The sequence below is a fragment of the Pantoea sp. X-Soil-TKNS-1207 genome, assembly GCF_059730485.1.
The window spans coordinates 867,638-891,377 of sequence record NZ_AP035958.1 but is presented as its reverse complement, the minus strand read 5'-3'; the positions used below and the strand labels follow the sequence as shown (position 1 = coordinate 891,377).

The following is a 23,740-nucleotide window of genomic DNA, read 5'->3' as shown; positions in this document are numbered from 1 at the left end:
TCAGGCGCCGCCTGGTGCAGTGCCGCCATAGCGACGCTCCCGCAGAGAGAAAGCATTCAGTGCACCTTCAAAAACGTGTTCATCAAAATCAGGCCAAAGAACATCGGTAAACCAGAACTCAGCATAGGCGATCTGCCACAGCAGGAAGTTGCTAATCCGATGCTCTCCCCCGGTCCTTATCACTAAATCCACCGGCGCCAGCTCGTTCATACACAGATACGGAGCCAGACTCTCTTCGGTTATCTGGTCAGGACGTAACAGCCCTTCCTGAACCTGTTCAGCCAGTTTTCTGGCACCCTGGATAATATCCCAACGTCCGCCATAGTTGGCAGCAATGTTGAGCGTCAGTCCATTATTTTGCTGAGTCAGTTCCTCGGCGCGACGAATGCGTTCCTGAATTCGGGTATTGAAACGGCTGATATCGCCGATAACACGCAAACGCACATTGTGCTTGTGCAGGCTTTTGACTTCGCTGTCGAGCGCCCAGACAAACAATTCCATTAAGGCCGTCACTTCCTGTACCGGTCGGCTCCAGTTTTCACTGCTGAACGCATAAAGCGTGAGCGCTTCCAGCTTATGGCTGACCGCAAAGCTGACGGCCCGGCGTACTGATTTTACCCCGGCTTTGTGGCCTGAAATACGCAGTTTGCCCTGATTTTTTGCCCAGCGACCATTACCATCCATAATGATGGCCACGTGACGCGGCGTGCAATCAGCCCGGTCATCGAATGTGTTGTGATTGTTGGACGACATAACGCGTAATAATTCCTTTCATCAGAAATGCTGTGGTTTCTGAATACATTGCGCCTGCAGCAAACACCGGCCTTCCGGCCGGCTGACATCGAAACAATGTCAGGCCGTGAAACGCGAGCGAGCGACTATACCATTTTCACCCAGAGCTAACAAATAGCGGGGACAATCAACCTGCTATGCGTAAACGTGGCAGCATTTCAGTGGCACACACCCGCGCTAACCGATCGATCTCCATTACCGCCTCAACGCTGTCTGGCTCTCCGCAGCTCAGCGACGCCAACACTTCACTGTTGAGCGCAGCGATATCGGTAAAGCGGATCTGATGCTGCAGAAATGCGGCGACCGCCACTTCGTTGGCTGCATTCAGCGTCGTCGTAGCGGCCTGGCCAGTTGCACAGGCGTCAATTGCCAGCTTCAGGCAGGGATAGCGCGCGTAATCCGGCTCAGCGAAGGTCAGCGCTTTCATTCGGGTGAAATCGAGCGGTGTGACGCCGGCAGAAATACGTGCTGGCCATGCCATGCTGTGGGCAATCGGGGTCCGCATATCGGGTGATCCCAGTTGCGCCAGCACGCTACCATCGCAATAACGCACCATCGAATGGATGACCGACTGCGGGTGCAGGATCACCTCCATCTGGGCGTCGGTTGCGTTAAACAGCCAGCGGGCTTCAATGTATTCAAGACCTTTATTCATCATGGTGGCTGAATCAACGGAGATTTTACGCCCCATTGACCAGTTCGGATGCGCACATGCCTGGTCTGGCGACATAGCGGCCAGCTCGGTTAATGGCGTGTCACGAAAAGGACCACCTGATCCCGTGAGGATAATCGACTCGATGCCGTTATCCCGCAGATCAGCGTACCCCAACTGATGCTGTATGGAAGCCGGTAAACTCTGAAAAATGGCGTTATGCTCGCTGTCGACCGGCAGCAGCTGTGCCTTATGATGCCGTACCGCCTCCATAAACAGGCGGCCGCATGTGACAAGAGATTCTTTATTCGCCAGTAACACGGTTTTACCGGCGCGGATGGCCGCCAGCGTCGGCAGCAGACCCGAGGCACCGACAATCGCCGCCATCACCTGATCGACGTCATCCAGCGCCGCCAGTTCACAGGCAGCCTGAACGCCGGAGAGCACTTCGGTAGTAACCTTGAGTGCTCTCAGTCGCTCACGCAGCGCCTGCGCGGAGGCATCATCCGCCATCGCCGCATAACGCGGCTGAAACTGCTGGCATTGCTCAGCCATTAACGCCACATTCTGACCAGCGACCAGCGCTGTTACCTGATATTGCTCAGGATTTTCCCGCACCACCGCTAACGTACTGGTACCAATTGAGCCGGTGGAACCGAGCAGAGTTAATCGTTTCATGACGCTTTCCGTGTGATGTCAAAGAAGATGGGCATCTTCCGCAGGGACCAAAATAAAACGCCGCAAGATAGTGCATTCCCGAACGGGTATACCTCTCTTGACGGCGTTGGTCAGGCAACGATGGAATCAGAACTCCATCAGTTCCTTTTCTTTCTCTGCCAGTGCAGCATCAACATTTTTAATGCGTGCATCGGTCATTTTCTGGATCTCGTCCTGCGAACGACGTTCGTCGTCTTCGCTGATCTCTTTATCTTTCAGCAGCGCTTTGATCTTGTCGTTGGCGTCGCGACGTACGTTACGTACCGCTACACGACCCTGTTCCGCTTCACCACGGACGATTTTGATCAGATCTTTACGGCGTTCTTCCGTCAGCGGCGGCAGCGGAACACGGATGTCGCTACCGGCAGAGCTTGGGTTCAGACCCAGATCTGATGCCATAATCGCTTTCTCAACCGCTGGACCCAGCGAGCGATCAAAGACGTTGATTTTCAGCGTGCGAGAATCTTCTACAGTGACGCTAGCCAGCTGACGCAGCGGCGTCGGTGTGCCGTAGTATTCAACAACAATGCCGTCGAGCAGTGAAGGCGAAGCACGACCGGTGCGCACTTTGCTGATAGTGTTTTTGAATGCTTCCACGCATTTGTCCATGCGCGTTTCAGCATCTTTTTTAATGTCGTTAATCACGTTGAAACCCTTGGATTCGGTTTGACCTGGCCATTTCCGGACGCGCCGGAAGCGGTATCGATAAACATCGATCATCCTGAATGGTGCGCGACGACCAGGCGTCGCGCCAACAGAATATACCCTATTTTACCTTGCGTCGGGTATTAATGCGTAATCAGGGTACCTTCTTTTTCACCCATCACGACGCGGCGCAGGGCGCCAGGTTTGTTCATGTTGAAGACGCGGATCGGCAGCTGATGGTCGCGAGCCAGCGTAAAGGCCGCCAGATCCATCACCTTAAGTTCTTTATCCAGCACTTCGGCATAGGTCAGCTGTTCATACAGCGTCGCATCCGGGTTTTTCACCGGATCGGATGAGTAGACGCCGTCTACTTTTGTGGCTTTCAGTACCACGTCTGCTTCGATTTCGATGCCGCGCAGACAGGCTGCAGAGTCGGTGGTAAAGAACGGGTTGCCGGTACCGGCGGAGAAGATGACCACACGGTTATTACGCAGCAGGCTAATCGCTTCAGCCCAGCTGTAGTTGTCACAGACGCCATTCAGCGGAATCGCCGACATCAGGCGCGCGTTGACATAAGCACGGTGCAGCGCATCACGCATCGCCAGGCCATTCATTACGGTTGCCAGCATACCCATATGGTCGCCGACCACACGGTTCATGCCTGCCTGTGCCAGGCCCGCACCGCGGAACAGGTTACCGCCACCAATAACCACACCTACCTGGATACCCAGCTCAACCAGCTCTTTCACCTCTTGCGCCATGCGGTCAAGCACACTCGCGTCAATACCAAAACCTTCGGCACCTTGCAGTGCTTCGCCACTCAGTTTTAGCAGGATACGTTGATATACAGGTTTTGCGTTGGTCGCCATGGTCAATTCTTCCTGGAAGATATGATGAAAAGGAGAAGTTAAATCTGATCAATCATCCGCTTAGCGAGAGAGAAAAGCTATTGGGAAGTGACTGAAAAAGTGCCTGCGACAAAACGCAGACAAAAAAGAACCGCCTTCCGGCGGTTCTTTCGGAACATTAAGACTGTTTGGACATTGCAGCAACTTCTGCTGCGAAGTCAGTCTCAACTTTCTCGATGCCTTCGCCCACTTCGAAGCGGATGAAGTTGATGACGTCAGCGTTTTTCTCTTTCAGCGCCTGGCCAACAGTTTTGCTCGGATCGATCACGAAAGCCTGACCAGTCAGAGAAACTTCGCCGGTGAATTTCTTCATACGGCCTTCAACCATTTTCTCTGCGATCTCTTTCGGCTTACCAGACTGCATCGCGATGTCCAGCTGAACCTGGTACTCTTTAGCGACCACGTCTTCAGACACGTCTTCCGGCTTAACGAATTCCGGCTTGCTTGCTGCAACGTGCATTGCAACCTGCTTAATCAGTTCTTCGTCTGCGCCAGTGGTAGAAACCAGAACGCCGATACGTGCGCCGTGCAGGTAGCTACCCAGCTCAGCACCTTCCAGAATTGCAACGCGACGGATGTTGATGTTCTCACCGATTTTTGCAACCAGTGCAACGCGCTCTTCTTCGAACTGCGCTTTCAGAACGTCAACGTCGGTCACTTTGCCAGCGGCAGCAGCGTCAACCACTTTGTCAGCAAACGCCTGGAAACCGGCATCTTTTGCGACGAAATCGGTCTGGCAGTTAACTTCCAGGATCACGCCGAAACCGTCAGCGATCTTGGTTTTGATCACGCCGTCAGCAGCCACGTTACCGGCTTTTTTCGCCGCTTTGATCGCGCCAGACTTACGCATGTTTTCGATGGCCAGCTCGATATCGCCATTCGCTTCAGTCAGCGCTTTTTTGCAGTCCATCATGCCAGCGGCAGTACGCTCGCGCAGTTCTTTTACCAGTGCAGCGGTAATTTCAGCCATTCCAGAATCCTCGATTCGTTTCTCAGTGCTTGCACACTGCCAGAAACTTGTTGCGGAAAATTTACTCTGCCCCGCCCGCCCATCGGATGAGCGTGACAAACTTAGATAAAATAAAGGGGCCTGTGCGGCCCCCTTAACAGATTACATCTGATGTCTAAGGGCTCTGCGTAAGAGCAAACCTTATCAGGCGTTTTCTAAAGATGCGTCTTCAGCCTGCTCTGCCAGATCCTGAGAACGACCTTCGCGCACGGTAGTAGCGACGGCAGTCAGGTACAGGCTTACAGCACGGATTGCATCGTCGTTACCAGGGATAACGAAATCAACGCCGTCCGGATCAGAGTTGGTATCAACGATAGCAAATACCGGAATACCCAGGTTGTTTGCTTCTTTGATTGCGATGTGCTCGTGGTCAGCGTCGATCACGAACAGTGCATCCGGCAAACCGCCCATATCTTTGATACCGCCCAGGCTGTTTTCCAGCTTGGCCAGTTCACGAGCGCGCATCAGCGCTTCTTTTTTGGTCAGTTTTTCGAAAGTACCGTCCTGAGACTGAGTTTCCAGATCTTTCAGACGCTTGATTGACTGACGAACGGTTTTCCAGTTAGTCAGCATACCACCCAACCAGCGGTGGTTAACGAAGAACTGGTCGCAGCTCAGTGCAGACTCTTTGATAGCTTCGCTCGCAGCGCGCTTAGTACCGACGAACAGAATCTTACCTTTACGGGAAGAAATTTTGTTCAGCTCAGCCAGAGCTTCGTTGAACAACGGTACGGTTTTCTCAAGGTTGATGATGTGAACTTTGTTACGCGCACCGAAGATGAACGGCTTCATTTTCGGGTTCCAATAACGGGTCTGGTGACCGAAGTGAACACCAGCCTTGAGCATGTCGCGCATGGAAACAGTTGCCATGATTACCTCTAAAGTTTGATTGGGGTTGGGCCTCCATGTATCCCATACAACCGACCTCTTACAAGGCACCCCGGCGTATGTGTCGATACATGTGTGTTTTAGTACACATAATGAGATTTATGCGTTTCCTGTAGCCCAGGGGGCTGACAGAGAATCGTCGGCGCGCTTTATATCACAATGCGCAGGAATACGCCAATAGTAGTTACCGGAAAACGGTGCTTCGCTTCCCGATTTGGCAGCCTAAATGGGTGCTGCTAACATGACTGCACAGAACTCAATTATTGTCGAAATTTTCGACAGCCGCGGATTAATTTAATGGCTATCTCAATTAAAACCCCTGAAGAAATCGAAAAAATGCGTGTTGCTGGCCGCCTGGCCGCTGAGGTGCTGGAAATGATCGCACCGCATGTGGTTCCGGGCGTCTCCACCGGAGAACTGGACCGTATTTGTCACGATCACATCACCAACAAGCAGCAGGCGATCTCCGCCTGTCTCGGCTACCACGGTTTCCCGAAATCAGTGTGTATCTCCATCAATGAAGTGGTCTGTCACGGCATTCCCAGCGATGACCGTCTGCTGAAAGATGGCGATGTGGTCAACATTGATGTCACGGTAATCAAAGATGACTACCACGGCGACACCTCCAAAATGTTTATCGTCGGCAAGCCGACCATCCAGGGCGAGCGCCTGTGTCGCGTCACCCAGGAGAGCCTGTATCTGGCGCTGCGTCTGGTGAAGCCAGGCATTCGCCTGCGCGAACTGGGCCGGGAGATTCAGAAGTATGTTGAAGCCCAGGATTTCTCCGTCGTCCGCGAATATTGCGGCCACGGCATTGGCAAAGGTTTCCACGAAGAGCCGCAGGTGCTGCATTACGATGCTGATGACGGCGGCGTAGTGTTGCAGGCGGGCATGACCTTCACCGTAGAGCCGATGGTCAATGCCGGTGATTACCGCATCCGCACCATGAAGGATGGCTGGACCGTGAAAACCAAAGATCGCAGCTTGTCCGCGCAGTACGAGCATACTATTGTGGTGACAGAGAACGGCTGTGAGATTCTGACGCTACGTGAAGACGACACCCTCCCTGCGGTGCTGGAAAACGTCGCGTAAATCTTTTCCCAACAGTACCAGGCCGACGTTAAGTCGGCTTTTTTATGTCTATGGCGCGAAGAAGAGACGATGTCGATGAGTGGTAGCGTGACCGAAGCAGTACACAAAGGCCTGACGGATTCCCCTGCCAACTGGCCTGATGAAGCCTTAACCCGCGAGAAACTCAAACTCTATCTCGAACAGTTCCAGCAGCATATGGGCGTCGCCTTTGATGCCGGCACCGATGTCGAATCGTTGATAGATGTACGTACGCTTTTTATCGATCGGCTGCTGCGTCGCCTGTGGCGTTTCTTCGGTTTTGATCAGATGAAAGAGATCGCCCTGCTGGCGGTCGGTGGCTATGGCCGTGGCGAACTGCATCCGCTGTCGGATATCGATGTGCTAATCCTCAGCCGTCAGCCGCTGGATGAGCAGGCGGCCCAGCGAACCAGCGAGCTGCTGACGCTGATGTGGGATTTGAAGCTGGAAGTGGGCCACAGCGTGCGTACGCTGGAAGAGTGTCTGCTGGAAGGCCTGTCGGATCTGACGGTCGCCACCAACCTGATCGAATCACGGATGCTCACCGGCGATGTCGCGCTGTTTCTCGAACTGCAAAAGAACATTTTCAGCGACGGCTTCTGGCCTTCGGCGCGCTTCTTTGCTGCCAAAATTGAAGAACAGCAGGAGCGCCATAAACGCTATCACGGCACCAGCTACAACCTGGAACCCGATATCAAAAGCAGCCCCGGCGGCCTGCGTGATATCCATATGCTGCAATGGGTGGCGCGTCGCCATTTCGGCGCCACCACGCTGGATGAGATGGTCGGTTTTGGCTTTCTCACCGAAGCCGAACGTAACGAACTCAACGAGTGTCAGGAGTTTCTCTGGCGCATCCGTTTTGCCCTGCATCTGACGTTAACGCGTTACGACAACCGCCTGCTGTTTGATCGTCAGCTGAATGTGGCGCAGCGCCTCAACTATCTCGGCGAAGGCAACGAGCCGGTTGAGCGCATGATGAAGGATTTTTACCGCGTCACGCGGCGCATCGGCGAGCTGAATCAGATGCTGCTGCAATTGTTTGATGAAGCGATTCTGGCGCTCTCCACCACCGAAAAACCGCGCAGCATCGATGACGATTTTCAGCTGCGCGGCGATTTAATTGATCTGCGCGACCCAACGCTGTTCGATCGCGAACCGCAGGCGATTATTCGTATGTTCTACGTGATGGTACGCAACGAGAACATCAAAGGCATCTACTCCACCACGCTGCGTCAGCTGCGCTATGCGCGGCGTCATCTCAAACAGCCGCTGTGCCAGATTCCTGAAGCACGTCAGACCTTTATGGCGATTCTGCGTCATCCTGGCGCGGTAAGCCGCGCGCTGGTGCCGATGCATCGCCACAGCGTGTTGTGGGCCTACACGCCGCTGTGGGGCAATATCGTCGGGCAGATGCAGTTTGACCTGTTCCATGCCTACACCGTGGATGAACACACCATTCGCGTGCTGCAAAAGCTGGAGAGTTTTGCCGACGAAGCCACGCGCCCGATGCATCCGCTGTGCGTGGAACTCTGGCCGCGCCTGCCACAGCCGGAGCTGCTGCTGATGGCGGCGTTGTTGCATGACATCGCCAAAGGGCGCGGCGGCGATCACTCGATTTTGGGTGCGCAGGACGCGCTGGACTTTGCCGAGCTGCATGGCCTCAACTCGCGCGAGACCCAGCTGGTTGCCTGGCTGGTGCGCCATCATCTGCTGATGTCGGTGACAGCTCAGCGCCGTGATATTCAGGACCCCACCGTTATCCAGCAATTCGCCGAGGTGATGCAGAACGAAAACCGCCTGCGTTATCTGGCGTGCTTAACGGTATCGGACATCTGCGCCACTAACGAAAGCCTGTGGAATAGCTGGAAGCAGAGTCTGCTGCGCGAGTTGTTCTTCGCCACCGAAAAACAGCTGCGTCGCGGCATGGAAAACAGCCCGGACCTGCGCGAACGCGTGCGCCATCACCGGCTACAGGCGCTGGCGCTGCTGCGTATGGAAAACCTCGACGAGGAGCGGCTGCAACACATCTGGAGCCGCTGCCGCTCCGACTATTTCCTGCGCCACACGCCTAATCAGCTGGCGTGGCATGCGCGCCATCTGATCAACCACGATTTAAGCAAGCCGCTGGTGCTGGTCAGCCCGCAGGCGACACGCGGCGGGACTGAAATCTTTATCTGGAGTCCGGATCGCCCCTATCTGTTCGCTGCGGTGGCTGGCGAACTGGATCGCCGCAACCTCAGCGTGCATGACGCGCAGATCTTTACCAGCCGCGACGGCATGGCGATGGATACCTTTATTGTGCTGGAGCCGGATGGCAGCCCGCTGGCGGCCGATCGCCATCCGATGATTATCCAAGCGCTGGAGCAGGCGATCACCCAAACCCAGTGGGTACCGCCACGCGTACGCCGTCAGTCGGCGCGCCTGAAGCACTTCAGCGTCGATACCGAAGTCAACTTCCTGCCAACGCATACCGATCGCCGCAGCTATCTGGAACTGATCGCGCTGGATCAGCCAGGCCTGCTGGCACGGGTGGGGGAAGTGTTTGCGGATTTAGGTGTCTCGCTACACGGCGCACGCATCAGTACAATTGGCGAACGGGTTGAGGATCTTTTCATCCTTGCCAACAGTGAACGGCGCGCGCTTGATGCCGAAATGCGCAATGTATTGCAACAACGGTTGACAGAGGCACTTAATCCAAACGATAAAGTGTGACCTACCCGTCATCATCCAAGCTGCAGGTGCGCTGGCTTTTCTCGCTCACCCCCGTCACATACTCATGTATGCTCCTGGGGATTTGCTGCGTTGCCGCCTTCCTGCAACCTGAATGATTTAGGGTATAACTAAGACTCATGCCCGGCATTTTCCGGGCATCCGCTATGAGAGAATCAGGAATTAATTATGCAACAGTTACAGAGCGTTATTGAATCTGCCTTTGAGCGCCGCGCCGACATCACGCCAACCAGCGTGGACAGCGCCACTCGTGACGCCATCAACCAGGTCATCGGTCTGCTGGACAGCGGTGAACTGCGCGTTTCTGAAAAGATCAACGGAGAGTGGGTAACGCATCAGTGGCTGAAGAAAGCTGTGCTGCTGTCGTTCCGCATCAATGACAACCAGGTCATGGAAGGCGCAGAAACGCGTTTCTACGACAAAGTTCCGATGAAATTCGCCAACTGGGACGAAGCGCGCTTCAAAAAAGAAGGTTTCCGCGTGGTGCCACCGGCCGCGGTACGTCAGGGTGCATTTATTGCCCGCAACACCGTGCTGATGCCATCTTACGTGAACATCGGCGCCTTCGTTGACGAAGGTACCATGGTGGATACCTGGGCGACCGTGGGTTCCTGTGCGCAGATCGGTAAAAACGTCCACCTGTCTGGCGGTGTGGGTATCGGTGGCGTGCTGGAGCCGTTGCAGGCTAACCCGACCATCATCGAAGACAACTGCTTCATCGGTGCGCGTTCAGAAATCGTTGAAGGCGTGATTGTGGAAGAAGGCTCCGTGATCTCCATGGGCGTCTACATCGGCCAGAGCACGAAAATTTATGATCGCGAAACCGGCGAAGTGCATTACGGTCGCGTACCGGCTGGTTCGGTCGTGGTTTCCGGCAACCTGCCGTCAAAAGATGGTAGCTACAGCCTGTACTGCGCGGTCATCGTGAAGAAAGTTGATGCGAAAACCCGTGGCAAAGTCGGTATCAACGAACTGCTGCGCACCATCGACTAAGGCGAATTTGCCTTAAAAAAACTTATCCGACGGGCCTTTTACGAGGCCCGTAATTTTTTATTTACACCCCCCGCCCGATAACCTGATTCTCTCCGCGAATTAACAAGTGCGTTTATTTTTCAAACAGGTCATAATCCGCGCCAGTTAACTCAGGCCGCGCACTTTTCATCCTGGTTTTTGTGTCTACAGTTGTTTAAGTATGCCGTAAGCGTTTTGGTTGCTGCGCTCTCGCCGTAGCCGGAATGATGATGATAGTCCTGCGCGCTCCCCCACTTTTGATGGAATATAACGCTATGTATGACAACCTGAAGAGCTTAGGTATTAGCAACCCCGACGACATTGACCGTTACAGCCTGCGTCAGGAAGCTAACAACGACATTCTGAAAATCTACTTCCGCAAAGACAAAGGCGAATTCTTCGCGAAAAGCGTGAAATTCAAATACCCGCGTCAGCGTAAAACCGTCGTGGCCGATCACAACAGCCAGGGTTACAAAGAAGTGCAGGAAATCAGCCCTAACCTGCGTTATGTGATTGATGAGCTGGATCAGATTTGCCAGCGCGATCAGGTTGAAGTGGATCTGAAACGCAAAATCCTCGCGGATCTGCGTCATCTGGAAAACGTGGTCTCTAATAAAATTACTGAAATCGAATCAGACCTCGACAAACTGACCCGCGGCGGTCGTTAATTCCCCCTCCTGCTTTACTCAGGCCAGCTTAATGCTGGCCTTTTTTGTCTGGCAGCGAAAGCAGCCAGGTATCAATCTGCGCCTGCTCCACCGCCCCACGATCGTGAGCATCGGCTGCCCAGTCAGCCTGAGCAATACGCTGTTGCCAGCGCGACTGGTGCAAACTGTTATCCGCCAGCGACAGCAAAGGAATGAGACGAACACTGACGCGATCGCGATTTTTCCACGGCCAGGGTTTAGCCGGATCGCTGTAAGGGGCGATCGCCTCCAGCGCGCCGGAGAGCGATCCCCCCTGCGCGTTCTGATAATGCCAGAGATCGTCGCTGCCATTTTTCTGCGCCAGCTGTGCCAGCGCGGTTAGCGCCTGTAGGTTGAAGTAGCTGTAATGAAACGATCGCGTGCGTGCCAGCTCGGCAGGCTGGGTGCCATCCGCACGGATTTGCTGATCGATTTTGCGACGTGCCAGCGTAACCATCGCCTGCACCGTCGCGCGATCGCCAAGATACCAGGCAATTCCCGCCACCTGCGTGCAATACCAGCTACCGTGATTATTGGCCGCCGCCGCTTCCTGTTGCGCCAGCGGGCTATGCTGCAACCAGTGCAAATAATCGCGAAACCATTGCTGCACGCCCTGTTCATCCGCGGATTGCCAGCCCGGCGCGCTGCGCAGCAGCTGCAACGCGTCCACTACGCGGGTGGCAAAATACCGTCCGTCCAGCACGCCGGTGTGACGTCCTTCCGCCCTGCCCGGTACACCCTGGGCAAAATTGAGGTTGGGATTCATGCGGCTACCGGGATTGATGAACCAGTGACGCACCATCGCCTGAGCTTTGTCGGCATAGCGTTGTTCACCCGAGAAATACCATGCCAGCGTCAGCGTCTGAAGATCGGCGGTAAAACGCGCCAGCCGCAGACCATCGCTCTGATCATTTTTGCTGGCGGGATTGACCTCGCCATCGCGCCGCTGCCACGGTACGCCATTGGGCTGGGTGTTATCCGGCCACCAGTAGGCGCTAAGGCTGAGATAGTCGTGCTTTGAGCCACTCGGCGGCAGCATCCCTTTATCCGTGACGCTGGGATTGGGATGCTTCAGCGCCCGATTCGCCTGCTGCTGCATATGCTGCCATGCGTCGAGGGTTGGCGGTGCCGCGTTATGCTGCGCCAGCTGTTGCCGCACCTGTTGTAAGTTCGTCAGGGAGAGAAACGCCAGTTCCGCCGCCAGACCAACACCGCTGTACAACCACAACGCAACCGCCAATACACCCGCCAGTTTCACCCGTTAATCCCCTTTAAATCAGGCTTGCTCGTCCAGTTGCAGCGCGACATACAACAGCAGACGATCGTCAAAGTTGCTCAGATTCAGACCGGTCAGCTCGGAGATACGGTTCAGGCGGTATTCCAGCGTGTTGCGGTGAATAAAGAGCGCGCGAGCCGTCGCGCTGGGCTGCACGTTATGGCTGAACCAGGCGATTAAGGTGCGACGCAGTAACCCATTGTTATCCATGTTCTTCAGCTTCGCCAGCGGACGGGCCAGTTCATTGGCCTGCCAGCCCCCACGCAGACTATCGAGCAGCACCGGCAGCACCAGGTCCTGATAGAAATAGCTGCGCTGCTCCGGCATACGTTGCTTGCCGACCATCATGGTGGTGCGGGCGGTACGATACGAACGCGCGATGCTGCCAGGTCCGGTAAAATAGTTGCCGAGCGCAATGCGCATCCGCAGATGGCCGCTCTCCTTCATACGCTGCAACAGTTGTTCTACCCGGCGGCGATGATCGTCCTGATCGTAACGACCGTGGGTATTCAGCGCCGGTTTCAGCACCACCATTTCAGTGAGCGAGACGATGGCGATCAGGTTATCGCGTTCGGGGGTGGTGAGCAGCGTTTGCAGCTGCTGTAACTCAGACATAGCGCTATCCACGCCGAGCTGACCACTATCTACCTCCACCACCGCTACCACACGGGGCTGGTTGAGATCGATGCCGAGCCGCTGCGCCCATTCGCTCAGCGCTGGCGACAGCGTTTCGCTCCGCACCAGATTGAGCACCAGCTCCTCACGCAGACGGCTATCCTGAGCCAGCATATGCAGCAACCGCGCCTGCTCCAGCATCATCTCTGCCGTCATACAGACCAGTTCGCCGTAATGGCGCAGTGCCACCGGCTGCCCGGTGAGGCCAATCACCCCAACGATTTCACCATCGATGCGCAGCGGCAGGTTAATGCCCGGCCGAACGCCATGCAGATGTTTTGCCACCGCTTCGTCAATATCCACCACCCTCCCCTGCGACAGCACCAGCAACGCACCTTCGTGCAATTCGCCAATACGCTCACGATCGCCACTGCCGATAATGCGGCCACGGGCATCCATCACGTTGACATTGCTATCAATAATTTTCATGGTGCGGGCAACAATATCCTGCGCAAGTCGCGCATCGAGATGATAGGTGGCCATCAATCACTCCAGGGAAAAGGATGAGGAGCCAGAATACGCGTCCACCTGGTCACTGACATTGTGCAACTGCACATAGCCAGATGGAGAATGCGGGAATTGCGGGAGAGGTCACATTCAGGGCCAGGTCAGCATCAATACCGCCCCGACAGATTTATCAATGACGCAAGATGCGAATTGATGCGCAGAAAGCCCCAAAAAAAAGCGGACCGAAGTCCGCTTTTGCTTAACGCTACAGAGATTACTGCATCAACAGGTACAGGCTGCTGTCGCCGCGCTGCACGTTCAGAGCCAGCACTGAGGGTTTGGTGTCGAGGATCTTGCGTAATTCGCCCAGATTCGCCACCGCCTGCTGGTTCACGCCGAGGATCACATCGCCTTTTTTCAGGCCGATGCGCGCCGCAGCACTACCCGGTTTCACGCTATCAACACGCACGCCTTTCTGGCCGTTGCTGTCAACGTTGCTCAGATCCGCACCTTCGATGCCGGTGTAGATGGTGGCGGACTGCACTTTAGCCTGGGTACTTTGTTGCAGCTCAACAGTGACGCTCACCGGTTTGCCGTCACGCAGCAGGCCAAGTTGCAGCTTGGTGCCAACCGGCAGTGAGCCGACTTCAGCACGCAGCGCCGCGAAGCTGGTCAACGGCTTGCCATTCATCGATACCACCACATCACCGGCTTTGATACCGGCTTTCGCGGCGGCCGAGTTTGGCAGCACCTGGCTTACAAAGGCACCGCGCTGCGCATCGACTTTCATCGCTTTCGCCAGCTCGGAGTTCAGCTCGGTACCCATAATGCCCAGCTCGCCGCGTTTCACCTGGCCGTATTCCACCATCTGCGCGCTAAGGTTTTTCACCATATTACTTGGGATGGCGAAACCAATGCCGATGTTGCCGCCGTCCGGCGCCAGGATCGCGGTATTGATCCCAATCAGCTCACCGTTCAGGTTCACCAATGCGCCACCAGAGTTACCACGGTTAATCGCGGCATCGGTCTGGATAAAGTTTTCGTAGTTTTCGACGTTGAGGCCGCTACGACCCAGCGCCGAAACAATGCCCGAGGTTACGGTTTCGCCGAGGCCGTACGGGTTACCAATCGCAACGGTATAATCGCCGACGCGCAGTTCGTCAGAATCGGCAATCTTAATCGCCGTCAGGTTTTTCGCATCGTTCAGCTGGATCAGGGCAATATCCGACTGCGGATCTTTGCCAATCACCTTCGCGTCATAGCGACGGCCATCGCTCAGCTGCACCTGAATTTTCGTGGCGTTATCAACTACGTGGTTGTTGGTCACCACATAGCCTTTCTCAGCGTTGATCACCACGCCAGAACCCAGTGCGCGGAATTTCTGCTGCTGGGTGTTTTCACCACCGCCGCCACCGCCTTCGCTATCGCCGCCACCGCCCTGACACATCGGTGAATTCTGGAACGGCGAGCCGTCCTGGCAGAACGGTGAGTTATCACCAAAGAACTGCTGGAATTGCTGCGGCATACGCGGCGTCTTCACCGTGGTGCTCCCTTCCACACTGATACTCACTACGGAAGGCATCACTTTTTCCAGCATCGGTGCAAGGCTGGGCAACTGTTGACTGGAGGAGGAAGCTGTCTCCGCCGCGAAAACACTGACAGGGCTTAACGCCATGCCCAGACTAAGCGCCAGCGCACTCAACATTAATGTGCTTTTTTTCATTCGTCTGTGTCTCATTTAAGATTTACGTCCAGACCATTGCTGTGGTCGTGATGGTGAGATTAAATTTTTAGCGCGAAGTTCCTGATAAAGTTTTGGGTAAAAGTAAAAAATTATTCTGCGCCTTTACAAAACTTCGCTTATTCCACCGCCATCAAACGACGGTACTCATCCCAGGCATAAAGATCGGTCATGCCACTGATATAGTCCTGAATCAGACGCGAGCGATAATAACGCTCCCACAGCAGGCGTTCATATTTGTGCGCCACAATCAGCGCGCGCATTTTTTGCTGATATGCTTTGCGATGTTTTCCAGAAAGTTTATGGAACAGCCGCGTTTCAATCGGATGTTTAGGCAAAAAGTCATCATTCATTAGGGTGGTGAACTGTTCATAATCCAGCGCCATCAATGACTGATAAATTTCCAGTAACCCTTTAATTACCCGATAGCCTTGCAATTCCAGTTGCTCGACTTCCGGGTGATTAAACACCTGCTGACGCGCTACGGTCTTAAATAACTTCAGCAGACGCCCTTCTTCACCATCATCCTCGAGCAAGGCGTGGTTAAAATTCCCTTCAAAAATAGCCGGTAAGTTATCAATAAAACGGCGTACCGCATGGCCGACTAACACATTTTGCACGTTAACACGTAGCGACATAAAGAACTGATCGCCCTTGCTGCGCCGTTTTTTCTGGCAGGACTCTCGCCAGGCTTCACCAATGGTACGACTGAACGCATCACCGGTTTTTACTGGTCCCCAGGCTTTCAGTAAATAATCGTACAGCGTGTCGACATTAAAGATATCTTTCTCTACCGCGTCGTCCAGATCGGCGATGCAATAAGAGATATCGTCGGCGGCTTCCATTATCCAGGTCAGCGGATAGCGATGATGTTCTTTAATATTGGTCGCCTCTCGTAGATCAGCGACATATTCCCTTTCGGATAAATAGAATCCCGGCTTTTTCATTAATACGCTGAATTCGGCCGGTTTATCGCCCTGCCACCAGGCCGGGGCGGTATATTTTAAAATACAGGCCACCTGTGCGTAGCTGAGATTCAGCTGCAACAGGGTATGGACCATGCGAATCGCCTGCGCATTGCCCTCGAAGTGGCACAAATCCTGACGAATCATTGCATTCAGGCGGTCAAAATCGGCGCGTTGTTCATCATCTTCCACCCCGGCCACCAGCGGATCGACCAGTTCAGCCGGTAAATTATCATCGAACCAGTCGTTAATGGCGGCTTCGCCAAAGTGGCCAAAGGGTGGATTGCCGACATCGTGCAGCAGACAAGCCATCTCAATCAGGCTTTCAAACGCGCCTTCCAGTTCATCCAGCCCGTAATTCGCCAGCCCGCCACCCTGGGTTTTCAGGGTTTGCAGGATCTCTTTCGCGATATAACGTCCGGTTTGCTGCACTTCCAGCGAATGGGTTAGGCGCGAACGCACCGCCGCATTTCGCTCCAGCGGAAATACCTGGGTTTTTTGTTGCAGACGACGAATCGCGGCGGAGTTAATAATACGTCCGCGATCGCTCTCAAAATGGCGGGTAATAAAGTATTCCCCTTCGGGATCTTTGCGGCTGGTATATGGACGCGTGAAACTGATCTTCTTCCTGAAATTGATCGTCGCCATAATTACCCCTTATTTTTTCGTGAATTCTTCCTCAGACAGCCATGATAGACTATGCCTCACTTTTGCGGTTTACATCCACAACATTAGCGAGACTCTTCTATGAAAGCAGGCATTATTGGCGCGATGGAGCAGGAAGTTACCCTGCTGCGTGACAAAATTGAAAACCGTCAGACGCTGACGCTGGCCGGGTGCGAAATTTACACTGGCACGCTGAATGGCGTTGAGGTTGCTCTGCTGAAATCGGGCATTGGTAAAACCGCCGCCGCACTCGGCACCACGCTGCTGCTGGAGCTGTGCAAACCGGACGTGGTGATCAACACCGGTTCGGCCGGTGGCCTGGCCTCCACCCTGAAAGTGGGTGATATCGTGGTCTCTGACGAAGTGCGTTATCACGATGCTGACGTCACCGCCTTCGGTTACGAGCCGGGTCAGATGGCCGGTTGCCCGCCCGCTTTTATTGCTGACGAGAAACTGATCGCCGCCGCCGAGCAGGTGATCAAACAGCTGGATCTCAATGCGGTACGTGGCCTGGTAGTCAGCGGCGATGCCTTTATTAACGGTGCGGCCCCCCTGGCCCGCATCCGCAGCACCTTCCCACAGGCGATTGCGGTAGAGATGGAAGCCACGGCGATTGGTCATGTTTGCCATCAGTTCGGGGTGCCGTTTGTGGTGGTTCGCGCCATCTCTGACGTTGCCGATCAGCAATCGCATCTCAGCTTCGACGAGTTCCTCAGCGTCGCCGCGCAGCAATCATCCCTGATGGTTGAAAATCTGCTGGCTCATCTGGCACATGGTTAAATCGGTTCTGCTGGCCGGGCTGCTGCTGTTTTGCAGCAGCGGGCTGGCCGCCGCGCCGCGCGTTATCACCCTCGCGCCGCATCTGACGGAACTGGCTTTTGCCGCCGGTATTACGCCGGTGGCGGTCAGCGCCTGGTCCGATTATCCGGCCGGGGCAAAATCACTGGAGCAGGTGGCGAACTGGCAGGGCATCCGCATTGAACGCATTGCGCAGCTCAAGCCGGATGTGGTGCTGGCCTGGCGCGGCGGCAACCCGCAACGCCAGGTCGAACAACTGCAACGCTTAGGTATTAAGGTGGCGTGGATCGATCCGCAGACCATTGATCAGATGATTGATGCGCTGAGCGATCTGCAACGCTGGAGTCCGCAGCCCCAGCAGGCGGTACAGGCCGCTCAGGCGCTGCGCAACGAGGAGCATCGTCTGCGTCAGCAATATCAACAGCAAACGCCGGTCCGGATATTTTTGCAATTTGGTCAGCAGCCGCTGTTTACCGCGTCACGCAACACGCTACAAAATGAAGTGATTGAACTGTGCGGAGGACGCAATATCTTCGCCGACAGCACGGTGAGCTGGCCGCAGGTCAGCCGCGAACAGGTACTGATGCGCCATCCACAGGCAATCGTTATGGGCGGCAATGCCGCGCAGGCAAAGAGCATCGCGCAATTCTGGCAACCGCAGTTACAGGTGCCGGTGATTGCGATTAATGATGACTGGCTGAGCCGACCCGGCCCGCGGTTGCTCCTGGCGGCGCAACAGCTGTGTGCGACACTGCATCCGGCGAAAATCAGCACCAAAAACGACTAAAGAATCAGCAAAGATTGTCGTTAATCAAGTAACAAGGCACGGCGGCCACGTATGCTCTGTGCCCTTTTTGCGCAAAGCGCATTTTTGACTTCACCAGGAATTCATCATGACCAGAGCTATGCTGCTGGCCATAGGGCTTGTGATCGCCGGACCTCTCGGTGCGGCATCAACCACCGGCTCTATTGCCGTCTCGCTAACGCTATTCTCTCGCTGCAATATCTCCCGCCCTGGCGTGCAATCCCTGCCTGCCATTGATTGCGGTCGCCATTTCAGTACGCAGCCACGCGTGACGCAAAGTACGTTAACCAGTGATGCAAAGCGCCACGAAACGTCGCGCTTAGTGACCATTGAGTGGTAGCAGTAAATGGCCGCCAGGACGGCGGCCAGAGGGAAATCAGATACTGAAGGAAGAACCGCAGCCGCAGGTGGTTTTGGCGTTCGGGTTGGTAACAATGAAACGTGAACCTTCCAGGCCTTCGGTGTAATCCACCGAACCCCCCACCAGGTATTGCAGGCTCATCGGGTCTACCACCAGCGACACACCCTGTTTTTCGATGGTCATATCGCCGTCATTCATTTGATCGTCGAAAGTGAAACCGTACTGGAAGCCGCTACAACCGCCACCGGTGATGTATACACGCAGTTTCAGTTCGGGATTCTCTTCATCCGCGATCAGATTTTTCACTTTTTTGGCTGCTGCATCGGTGAATTGCAAAGGCAGTGCTGCTACATCGTCACTCATCTTTTACTCCGGGTAAACGTCCAGGTCAGAAAACGACCTCAATTACGCTATTATCTGCCAGCCGCACAGTGCAATCAAGTGCTGCCCTTCGCACTGCGTGCCGCCTGTTATGTATTAAAGTATAGCCATGAGACGGCTTTAGCGCCCAGCTGCCTTTCACCCCAGGCGGATCTTCCCGTAGAATGACGCCAGATTTTTTCCAGAACAGCAGGAGCCGAAGAATGAGTAAGTCAGAAAACCTGTATGCCGAAGCGCAACGCCTAATCCCTGGCGGTGTGAACTCCCCGGTACGAGCCTTTACCGGTGTGGGCGGCGTGCCGCTGTTCATTGAACGCGCTGAGGGCGCCTGGTTATATGATGCCGATGGCAAAGCCTATATCGACTATGTCGGATCGTGGGGTCCGATGGTGTTGGGTCATAACAACGCCACCATCCGTAACGCGGTGATTGAAGCGGCCTCACGCGGCCTGAGCTTTGGCGCACCGACCGAGATGGAAGTCAAAATGGCGCAGCTGGTTTGCGAGCTGGTGCCGAGCATGGACATGGTGCGTATGGTCAACTCCGGCACCGAAGCCACCATGAGTGCCATTCGTCTGGCGCGTGGTTTTACCCATCGCGACAAGATCATCAAATTTGAAGGCTGCTACCACGGCCATGCCGACTGCCTGCTGGTAAAAGCCGGCTCCGGCGCGCTGACCCTCGGCCAGCCAAACTCACCGGGCGTACCGGCGGATTTCGCCAAACATACCCTGACCTGCACCTACAACGATCTGGCTTCGGTACGCAGCGCGTTCGAACAGTATCCGCAGGATATCGCCTGCATCATCGTGGAGCCGGTCGCGGGTAACATGAACTGCATTCCGCCGCAGCCGGACTTCCTGCCAGGCCTGCGCGCGCTGTGCGACGAGTTCGGCGCGCTGCTGATCATCGACGAAGTGATGACCGGCTTCCGCGTGGCGCTGGGCGGCGCGCAGGCGTACTACGAGGTCACGCCGGATCTGACCTGCCTGGGCAAAATCATCGGCGGCGGTATGCCGGTGGGCGCGTTTGGTGGTCGTCGTGACGTGATGGAAGCGCTGGCACCCACCGGCCCGGTTTACCAGGCGGGTACGCTGTCCGGCAACCCGATTGCCATGGCTGCCGGTATTGCCTGCCTGACGCAGATTGCCCAGCCGGGTACGCATGAAACCCTGACCGGGTTGACCACTCAGCTGGCGGAAGGCCTGCTGGCGGCGGCGCAGGCTGAAAACATCCCGCTGGTGGTTAACCACGTTGGCGGCATGTTTGGTCTGTTCTTTACCGATGCCGACAGCGTGACCTGCTATCAGGACGTGACGCAGTGCGATGTGGAGCGCTTTAAGCGTTTCTTCCATCTGATGTTGCAGGAGGGGGTCTATCTCGCGCCTTCCGCCTTCGAGGCGGGCTTTATGTCGCTGGCGCACAGCCAGGAAGATATTCAGCGCACCATCGATGCCGCGCGTCGCTGCTTTGCCCAGCTGTAAGTAAACAGGGCGCCGCAAGGCGCCCTCATCTGCACTGATCCGTCGCGGCACGATTTTCATGCCTCCCCCTACGCCCCTGTCGTAGGGGGCGGATTTATCCGCACCGCCGCAATTGACGATCATGACGGTAGCTACGTTTACCTTACCCGCCGCAGCAACCAGATAAAGTACGGTGCGCCAAAGAAGGTCGCCATCAACCCGGCCGGGATCTGATTCGGAAACGCCAGCATACGTCCGCACCAGTCGGCAAACACCATCAAACCCGCCCCCAGCAGACCGGCCATCAGCACCTGCGGCAGCGCACGGCGGAAGCCGAGCATCCGCACGATATGCGGCGCCATCAGCCCCACAAAACTCAATGGCCCGATAGTCAGGGTGGCCGTCGCCGTCAGCGCCGCCGCCAGCAGCAGCAGACTCAGACGCGAAGTCGTCAGCCTCATACCCGCCGATCGCGCCGTCGCGCTACCCAGCGGCAGCAGCGTAAGCCAGCGGCTTGCCAGCGGAGCCAGCGCCACCAGCACCACGGCACAGACCGCGCTTTGTATCGCCTGCGTCATCGTGATGTTGTAGGTCGATCCGGAAATCCAGCTCAGCAAACCGCCCATACGCGGATCGCCGCTCGCCAGTAACAGCATCAGCAAAGTCACAAAGGCGCTGTTCAGTGCCATCCCCGCCAGCAGCATCCGCTCCGGCGAGAAGCCGCCCCGGCTGGCCACCAGCATGATGGTCAGCAGGGTGACCGCAGCGCCGATTGCGCCAGCGGGCAGCAGCCAGGCAACCGCATTGCCCGGCACGAAAAACATCATAACGACAACGCCACAGGCCGCACCGGAACTGATGCCCAGCACTTCCGGGCTGGCCATCGGGTTGCCGGTTAAGCGCTGAATCAGCGCGCCTGCCACGCCAAGCATCAGGCCCACCACCAGCGCAGCCAGCACGCGCGGTGCACGCCACGGCAGCAGCTGGTGCAGCATATCGCCGCTCACCCATACCCAGCTGTGCGCATCGCGACCAAAAGTCACCCCCACCAGACTGAGCAGCGCCAGAACCAGCACGCCGCACAGACACCAGCGCAGCACGGCCTGACGTTCAGCGGGGACGTTATCGCCCTGATTGAGCAGCGGAGGCACCGAACCGGTACGCAGGCGCGGCAGCAGCCACAGCAGAATCGGTACGCCAATCAGCGCCGTCGCTGTCCCGGTGGAGACTTCACGCCAGTGCTGAGTCAGCCACACCACGCATTGATCCGCCAGCCACAGCAGCAGCGCACCAATCAGCGGGGCCAGAAACATCCGGCTGATCAGACGGCGGCCGCCCAGCATCTTCGCCAGTAGCGGCGCAAACAAGCCGATAAAACCGATAATCCCCGCCACGTTCACCAGCTGGGCGCTGAGCAGGATCGCCAGTGCCAGCGACGCGACACGCGCCAGCGATAGCGCCAGGCCGAGGTTTTTCGCCACGCCATCGTCCAGCCCCATTAGCGTCAGCGGACGCAGCAAGGCCAGCGCCAGCACAAACGCCAGCAGCAGACGCGGCCACAGCAGAGCAACGTTGTGCCCATCCAGCTGGTTGAGCGCGCCAGTGCTCCACAGAAACATATTCTGCAACTGGTCATGATTGAAGATGGCGAAGATCTGGTTAACCGCTCCGGCATACAGGCTGAGCACCAGCCCCGCCAGAATCAGCGTCACCGGCGACAGACGTTTGCCCCAGGCGACGCCAAATACCAGAATGCCAACCACCACTGCGCCGCCTAACGCCGCAAACTGCTGCGTCAGCGCACCGCCGGGCAGCTGCCACAGGGTCGCGACCGTTAAGCCAAGCTGAGCGCCGGATGAGACGCCAAGGGTGGTGGGTTCCGCCAGCGAATTCCGCAGCACCTGCTGAAACAGCAAACCGGCAAGGCCCAGTCCGGCCCCCACCAGCAGCGACAGCGCCAGCCGCGACAACAGGCTGTGATGAAACACCACCTGCTGGATATTGTTGATGTCCGGCGCGACAAACGCCTGCGCCCACTGCGCCATCGGCAGCGCCTGACGCAGGTTCACCACGGTTAAGGCCAGCGCCAGCAGAAACAGCGCACTCAATAGCGCGACAGGAAAAAGACGATTGCGCATCAGTGCGACTCCAGCGCGTGTTCCAGCACGCGGACAAATTTCAGTGCCGAGTAAGTGGCGCCGTAATACCAGACGGCCGGTACGCGCTGAAAACGCCCGGCGCGCACAAACGGCAGCGCCTGCCATAGCGCCGTGGCCATCACTTCCTGCATCTGCATCTCATTGTCATGGCCGAAGCAGATCACCGGCACGTCACCAACCGCCGCCAGCCGCTCCAGCCCGATCACCGCGCTGCCCCAGAAGTTAGTTTCCCCCTGCCAGGCGCTTTGCAGCCCGAGGTGCTCCATCACTTCAAGAAATAGGCTGTTCTTACCGAAGGTAATGGCATGGCGGCTATCGAGCAGCGACATCAGCAGAATCGGTCGGCCCGCCCACGGCCTGAGACGCTCGCGCGCCGCAGCCAGCACGCCATCGACATACTGCAAATGCTGCACCGCCTGTGCCTCACGACCAATGCGCGCAGCCAGCGCGTGCAGCGAAGTGCGCGCAGTGCTGAGCGGTTTGCCGTCGCCGCTGTTCAAATCAAATCCCATCACTGGCGCGATACGGCTCAGATTCTCCGCCGAGCCGTAACCATTGGAACGCAGAATCAGCGAGGGCTGGAGCTGAGTCATCAACTCCAGATTGGGTTCGGTACGCAGACCGAGATCGACGGTGCCAGCCGGTAGCGCTGGTTCGCCGACCCAGATGCGATAGTTAGGCATATCGGCGACACCCAGCGGTGCCACTCCGAGCGCCATCAGCAACTCGGTGGGCAGCCACTCCAGCGCCAGAATGCGCTGCGTATCCGGCAGCGCGGCAGCCAGCGGCGCCATCCTGAGTAATGGCGAGAGCGCCAGCGCCGCCAGCAGGCGGCGTCGTGAAATATCGAGCATC

21 protein-coding genes are annotated in these 23,740 nt (G+C 56.3%); 8 read left to right on the top strand and 13 right to left on the bottom strand.

What is annotated here, in order from left to right; all coding sequences use genetic code 11:
• The 6 genes from ispU to rpsB form a co-directional block, all read right to left on the bottom strand.
• Positions 1-753 carry a (2E,6E)-farnesyl-diphosphate-specific ditrans,polycis-undecaprenyl-diphosphate synthase gene (gene ispU / locus AC6I8V_RS03965; RefSeq protein WP_497844628.1) on the bottom strand — a complete coding sequence of 251 codons (753 nt, stop codon included), beginning with the start codon at positions 751-753 and terminating at the stop codon, positions 1-3.
• 166 nt (positions 754-919) lie between these two features.
• Positions 920-2,122, bottom strand: coding sequence for a 1-deoxy-D-xylulose-5-phosphate reductoisomerase (gene ispC, locus AC6I8V_RS03960; protein WP_497844627.1), 1,203 nt, complete (start codon positions 2,120-2,122; stop codon positions 920-922).
• A 126-nt stretch (positions 2,123-2,248) separates the two neighbouring features.
• The gene (gene frr, locus AC6I8V_RS03955) at positions 2,249-2,806 is read right to left on the bottom strand and encodes a ribosome recycling factor (RefSeq protein WP_497844626.1); all 558 of its coding nucleotides are present in this window, start codon (positions 2,804-2,806) and stop codon (positions 2,249-2,251) included.
• A 143-nt stretch (positions 2,807-2,949) separates the two neighbouring features.
• Complete coding sequence (gene pyrH / locus AC6I8V_RS03950; RefSeq protein WP_497844625.1) at positions 2,950-3,675, bottom strand: UMP kinase; 726 nt, start codon at positions 3,673-3,675, stop codon at positions 2,950-2,952.
• 157 nt (positions 3,676-3,832) lie between these two features.
• Entirely contained in the window at positions 3,833-4,684 is an 852-nt protein-coding gene (gene tsf / locus AC6I8V_RS03945) for a translation elongation factor Ts (protein WP_497844624.1), read from the bottom strand.
• A gap of 183 nt (positions 4,685-4,867) precedes the next feature.
• A complete protein-coding gene (gene rpsB / locus AC6I8V_RS03940; protein WP_497844623.1) occupies positions 4,868-5,593 on the bottom strand; it encodes a 30S ribosomal protein S2 in 726 nt (241 codons plus the stop codon).
• 315 nt (positions 5,594-5,908) lie between these two features.
• On the opposite strand from rpsB, the gene map reads away from it, so the two are divergent.
• The 4 genes from map (at position 5,909) to AC6I8V_RS03920 (ending at position 11,130) form a co-directional block, all read left to right on the top strand.
• A complete protein-coding gene (map, locus tag AC6I8V_RS03935) occupies positions 5,909-6,703 on the top strand; it encodes a type I methionyl aminopeptidase (protein WP_497844622.1) in 795 nt (264 codons plus the stop codon).
• Positions 6,704-6,778: 75 nt separating this feature from the next.
• On the top strand, positions 6,779-9,433 hold the full coding sequence (glnD, locus tag AC6I8V_RS03930; RefSeq protein WP_497845759.1) for a bifunctional uridylyltransferase/uridylyl-removing protein GlnD: 2,655 nt from the start codon (positions 6,779-6,781) through the stop codon (positions 9,431-9,433).
• 186 nt (positions 9,434-9,619) lie between these two features.
• Positions 9,620-10,444 carry a 2,3,4,5-tetrahydropyridine-2,6-dicarboxylate N-succinyltransferase gene (gene dapD, locus AC6I8V_RS03925; protein WP_497844621.1) on the top strand — a complete coding sequence of 275 codons (825 nt, stop codon included), beginning with the start codon at positions 9,620-9,622 and terminating at the stop codon, positions 10,442-10,444.
• Positions 10,445-10,737: 293 nt separating this feature from the next.
• Positions 10,738-11,130: a DUF3461 family protein gene (locus AC6I8V_RS03920; RefSeq protein WP_497844620.1), complete on the top strand. Its 393-nt coding sequence runs from the start codon at positions 10,738-10,740 to the stop codon at positions 11,128-11,130.
• 28 nt (positions 11,131-11,158) lie between these two features.
• On the opposite strand, the gene AC6I8V_RS03915 is transcribed toward AC6I8V_RS03920, so the two are convergent.
• From AC6I8V_RS03915 to dgt, 4 genes are all read right to left on the bottom strand, one after another.
• Complete coding sequence (locus AC6I8V_RS03915) at positions 11,159-12,406, bottom strand: alginate lyase family protein (RefSeq protein ID WP_497844619.1); 1,248 nt, start codon at positions 12,404-12,406, stop codon at positions 11,159-11,161.
• Positions 12,407-12,424: 18 nt separating this feature from the next.
• The gene (locus tag AC6I8V_RS03910) at positions 12,425-13,582 is read right to left on the bottom strand and encodes a CdaR family transcriptional regulator (RefSeq protein ID WP_497844618.1); all 1,158 of its coding nucleotides are present in this window, start codon (positions 13,580-13,582) and stop codon (positions 12,425-12,427) included.
• A 238-nt stretch (positions 13,583-13,820) separates the two neighbouring features.
• Positions 13,821-15,269 (bottom strand): serine endoprotease DegP, encoded by a 1,449-nt coding sequence (gene degP, locus AC6I8V_RS03905; protein WP_497844617.1) that lies wholly within the window; start codon positions 15,267-15,269, stop codon positions 13,821-13,823.
• Positions 15,270-15,406: 137 nt separating this feature from the next.
• Positions 15,407-16,900 carry a dGTPase gene (gene dgt, locus AC6I8V_RS03900; protein WP_497844616.1) on the bottom strand — a complete coding sequence of 498 codons (1,494 nt, stop codon included), beginning with the start codon at positions 16,898-16,900 and terminating at the stop codon, positions 15,407-15,409.
• Between the two features lie 99 nt (positions 16,901-16,999).
• Between dgt and mtnN the strand changes: the two genes are divergently transcribed.
• From mtnN to AC6I8V_RS03885, 3 genes are all read left to right on the top strand, one after another.
• On the top strand, positions 17,000-17,698 hold the full coding sequence (gene mtnN / locus AC6I8V_RS03895; protein ID WP_497844615.1) for a 5'-methylthioadenosine/S-adenosylhomocysteine nucleosidase: 699 nt from the start codon (positions 17,000-17,002) through the stop codon (positions 17,696-17,698).
• A complete protein-coding gene (btuF, locus tag AC6I8V_RS03890; protein ID WP_497844614.1) occupies positions 17,691-18,503 on the top strand; it encodes a vitamin B12 ABC transporter substrate-binding protein BtuF in 813 nt (270 codons plus the stop codon). Before mtnN ends, btuF begins: the two co-directional genes overlap by 8 nt.
• A gap of 106 nt (positions 18,504-18,609) precedes the next feature.
• Entirely contained in the window at positions 18,610-18,861 is a 252-nt protein-coding gene (locus AC6I8V_RS03885; RefSeq protein ID WP_497844613.1) for a hypothetical protein, read from the top strand.
• A 36-nt stretch (positions 18,862-18,897) separates the two neighbouring features.
• Here AC6I8V_RS03885 and erpA read toward each other — a convergent pair whose 3' ends face one another.
• Positions 18,898-19,245, bottom strand: a complete 348-nt coding sequence (gene erpA, locus AC6I8V_RS03880) for an iron-sulfur cluster insertion protein ErpA (RefSeq protein WP_497844612.1) — start codon at positions 19,243-19,245, stop codon at positions 18,898-18,900.
• Positions 19,246-19,466: 221 nt separating this feature from the next.
• On the opposite strand from erpA, the gene hemL reads away from it, so the two are divergent.
• Complete coding sequence (gene hemL, locus AC6I8V_RS03875) at positions 19,467-20,747, top strand: glutamate-1-semialdehyde 2,1-aminomutase (protein ID WP_497844611.1); 1,281 nt, start codon at positions 19,467-19,469, stop codon at positions 20,745-20,747.
• 137 nt (positions 20,748-20,884) lie between these two features.
• Here hemL and fhuB read toward each other — a convergent pair whose 3' ends face one another.
• Together fhuB and fhuD are read right to left on the bottom strand one after the other, a co-directional pair.
• On the bottom strand, positions 20,885-22,864 hold the full coding sequence (fhuB, locus tag AC6I8V_RS03870) for a Fe(3+)-hydroxamate ABC transporter permease FhuB (RefSeq protein WP_497844610.1): 1,980 nt from the start codon (positions 22,862-22,864) through the stop codon (positions 20,885-20,887).
• Positions 22,864-23,739 (bottom strand): Fe(3+)-hydroxamate ABC transporter substrate-binding protein FhuD, encoded by an 876-nt coding sequence (fhuD, locus tag AC6I8V_RS03865; protein WP_497844609.1) that lies wholly within the window; start codon positions 23,737-23,739, stop codon positions 22,864-22,866. Before fhuD ends, fhuB begins: the two co-directional genes overlap by 1 nt.
• Position 23,740 lies beyond the last annotated feature (1 nt).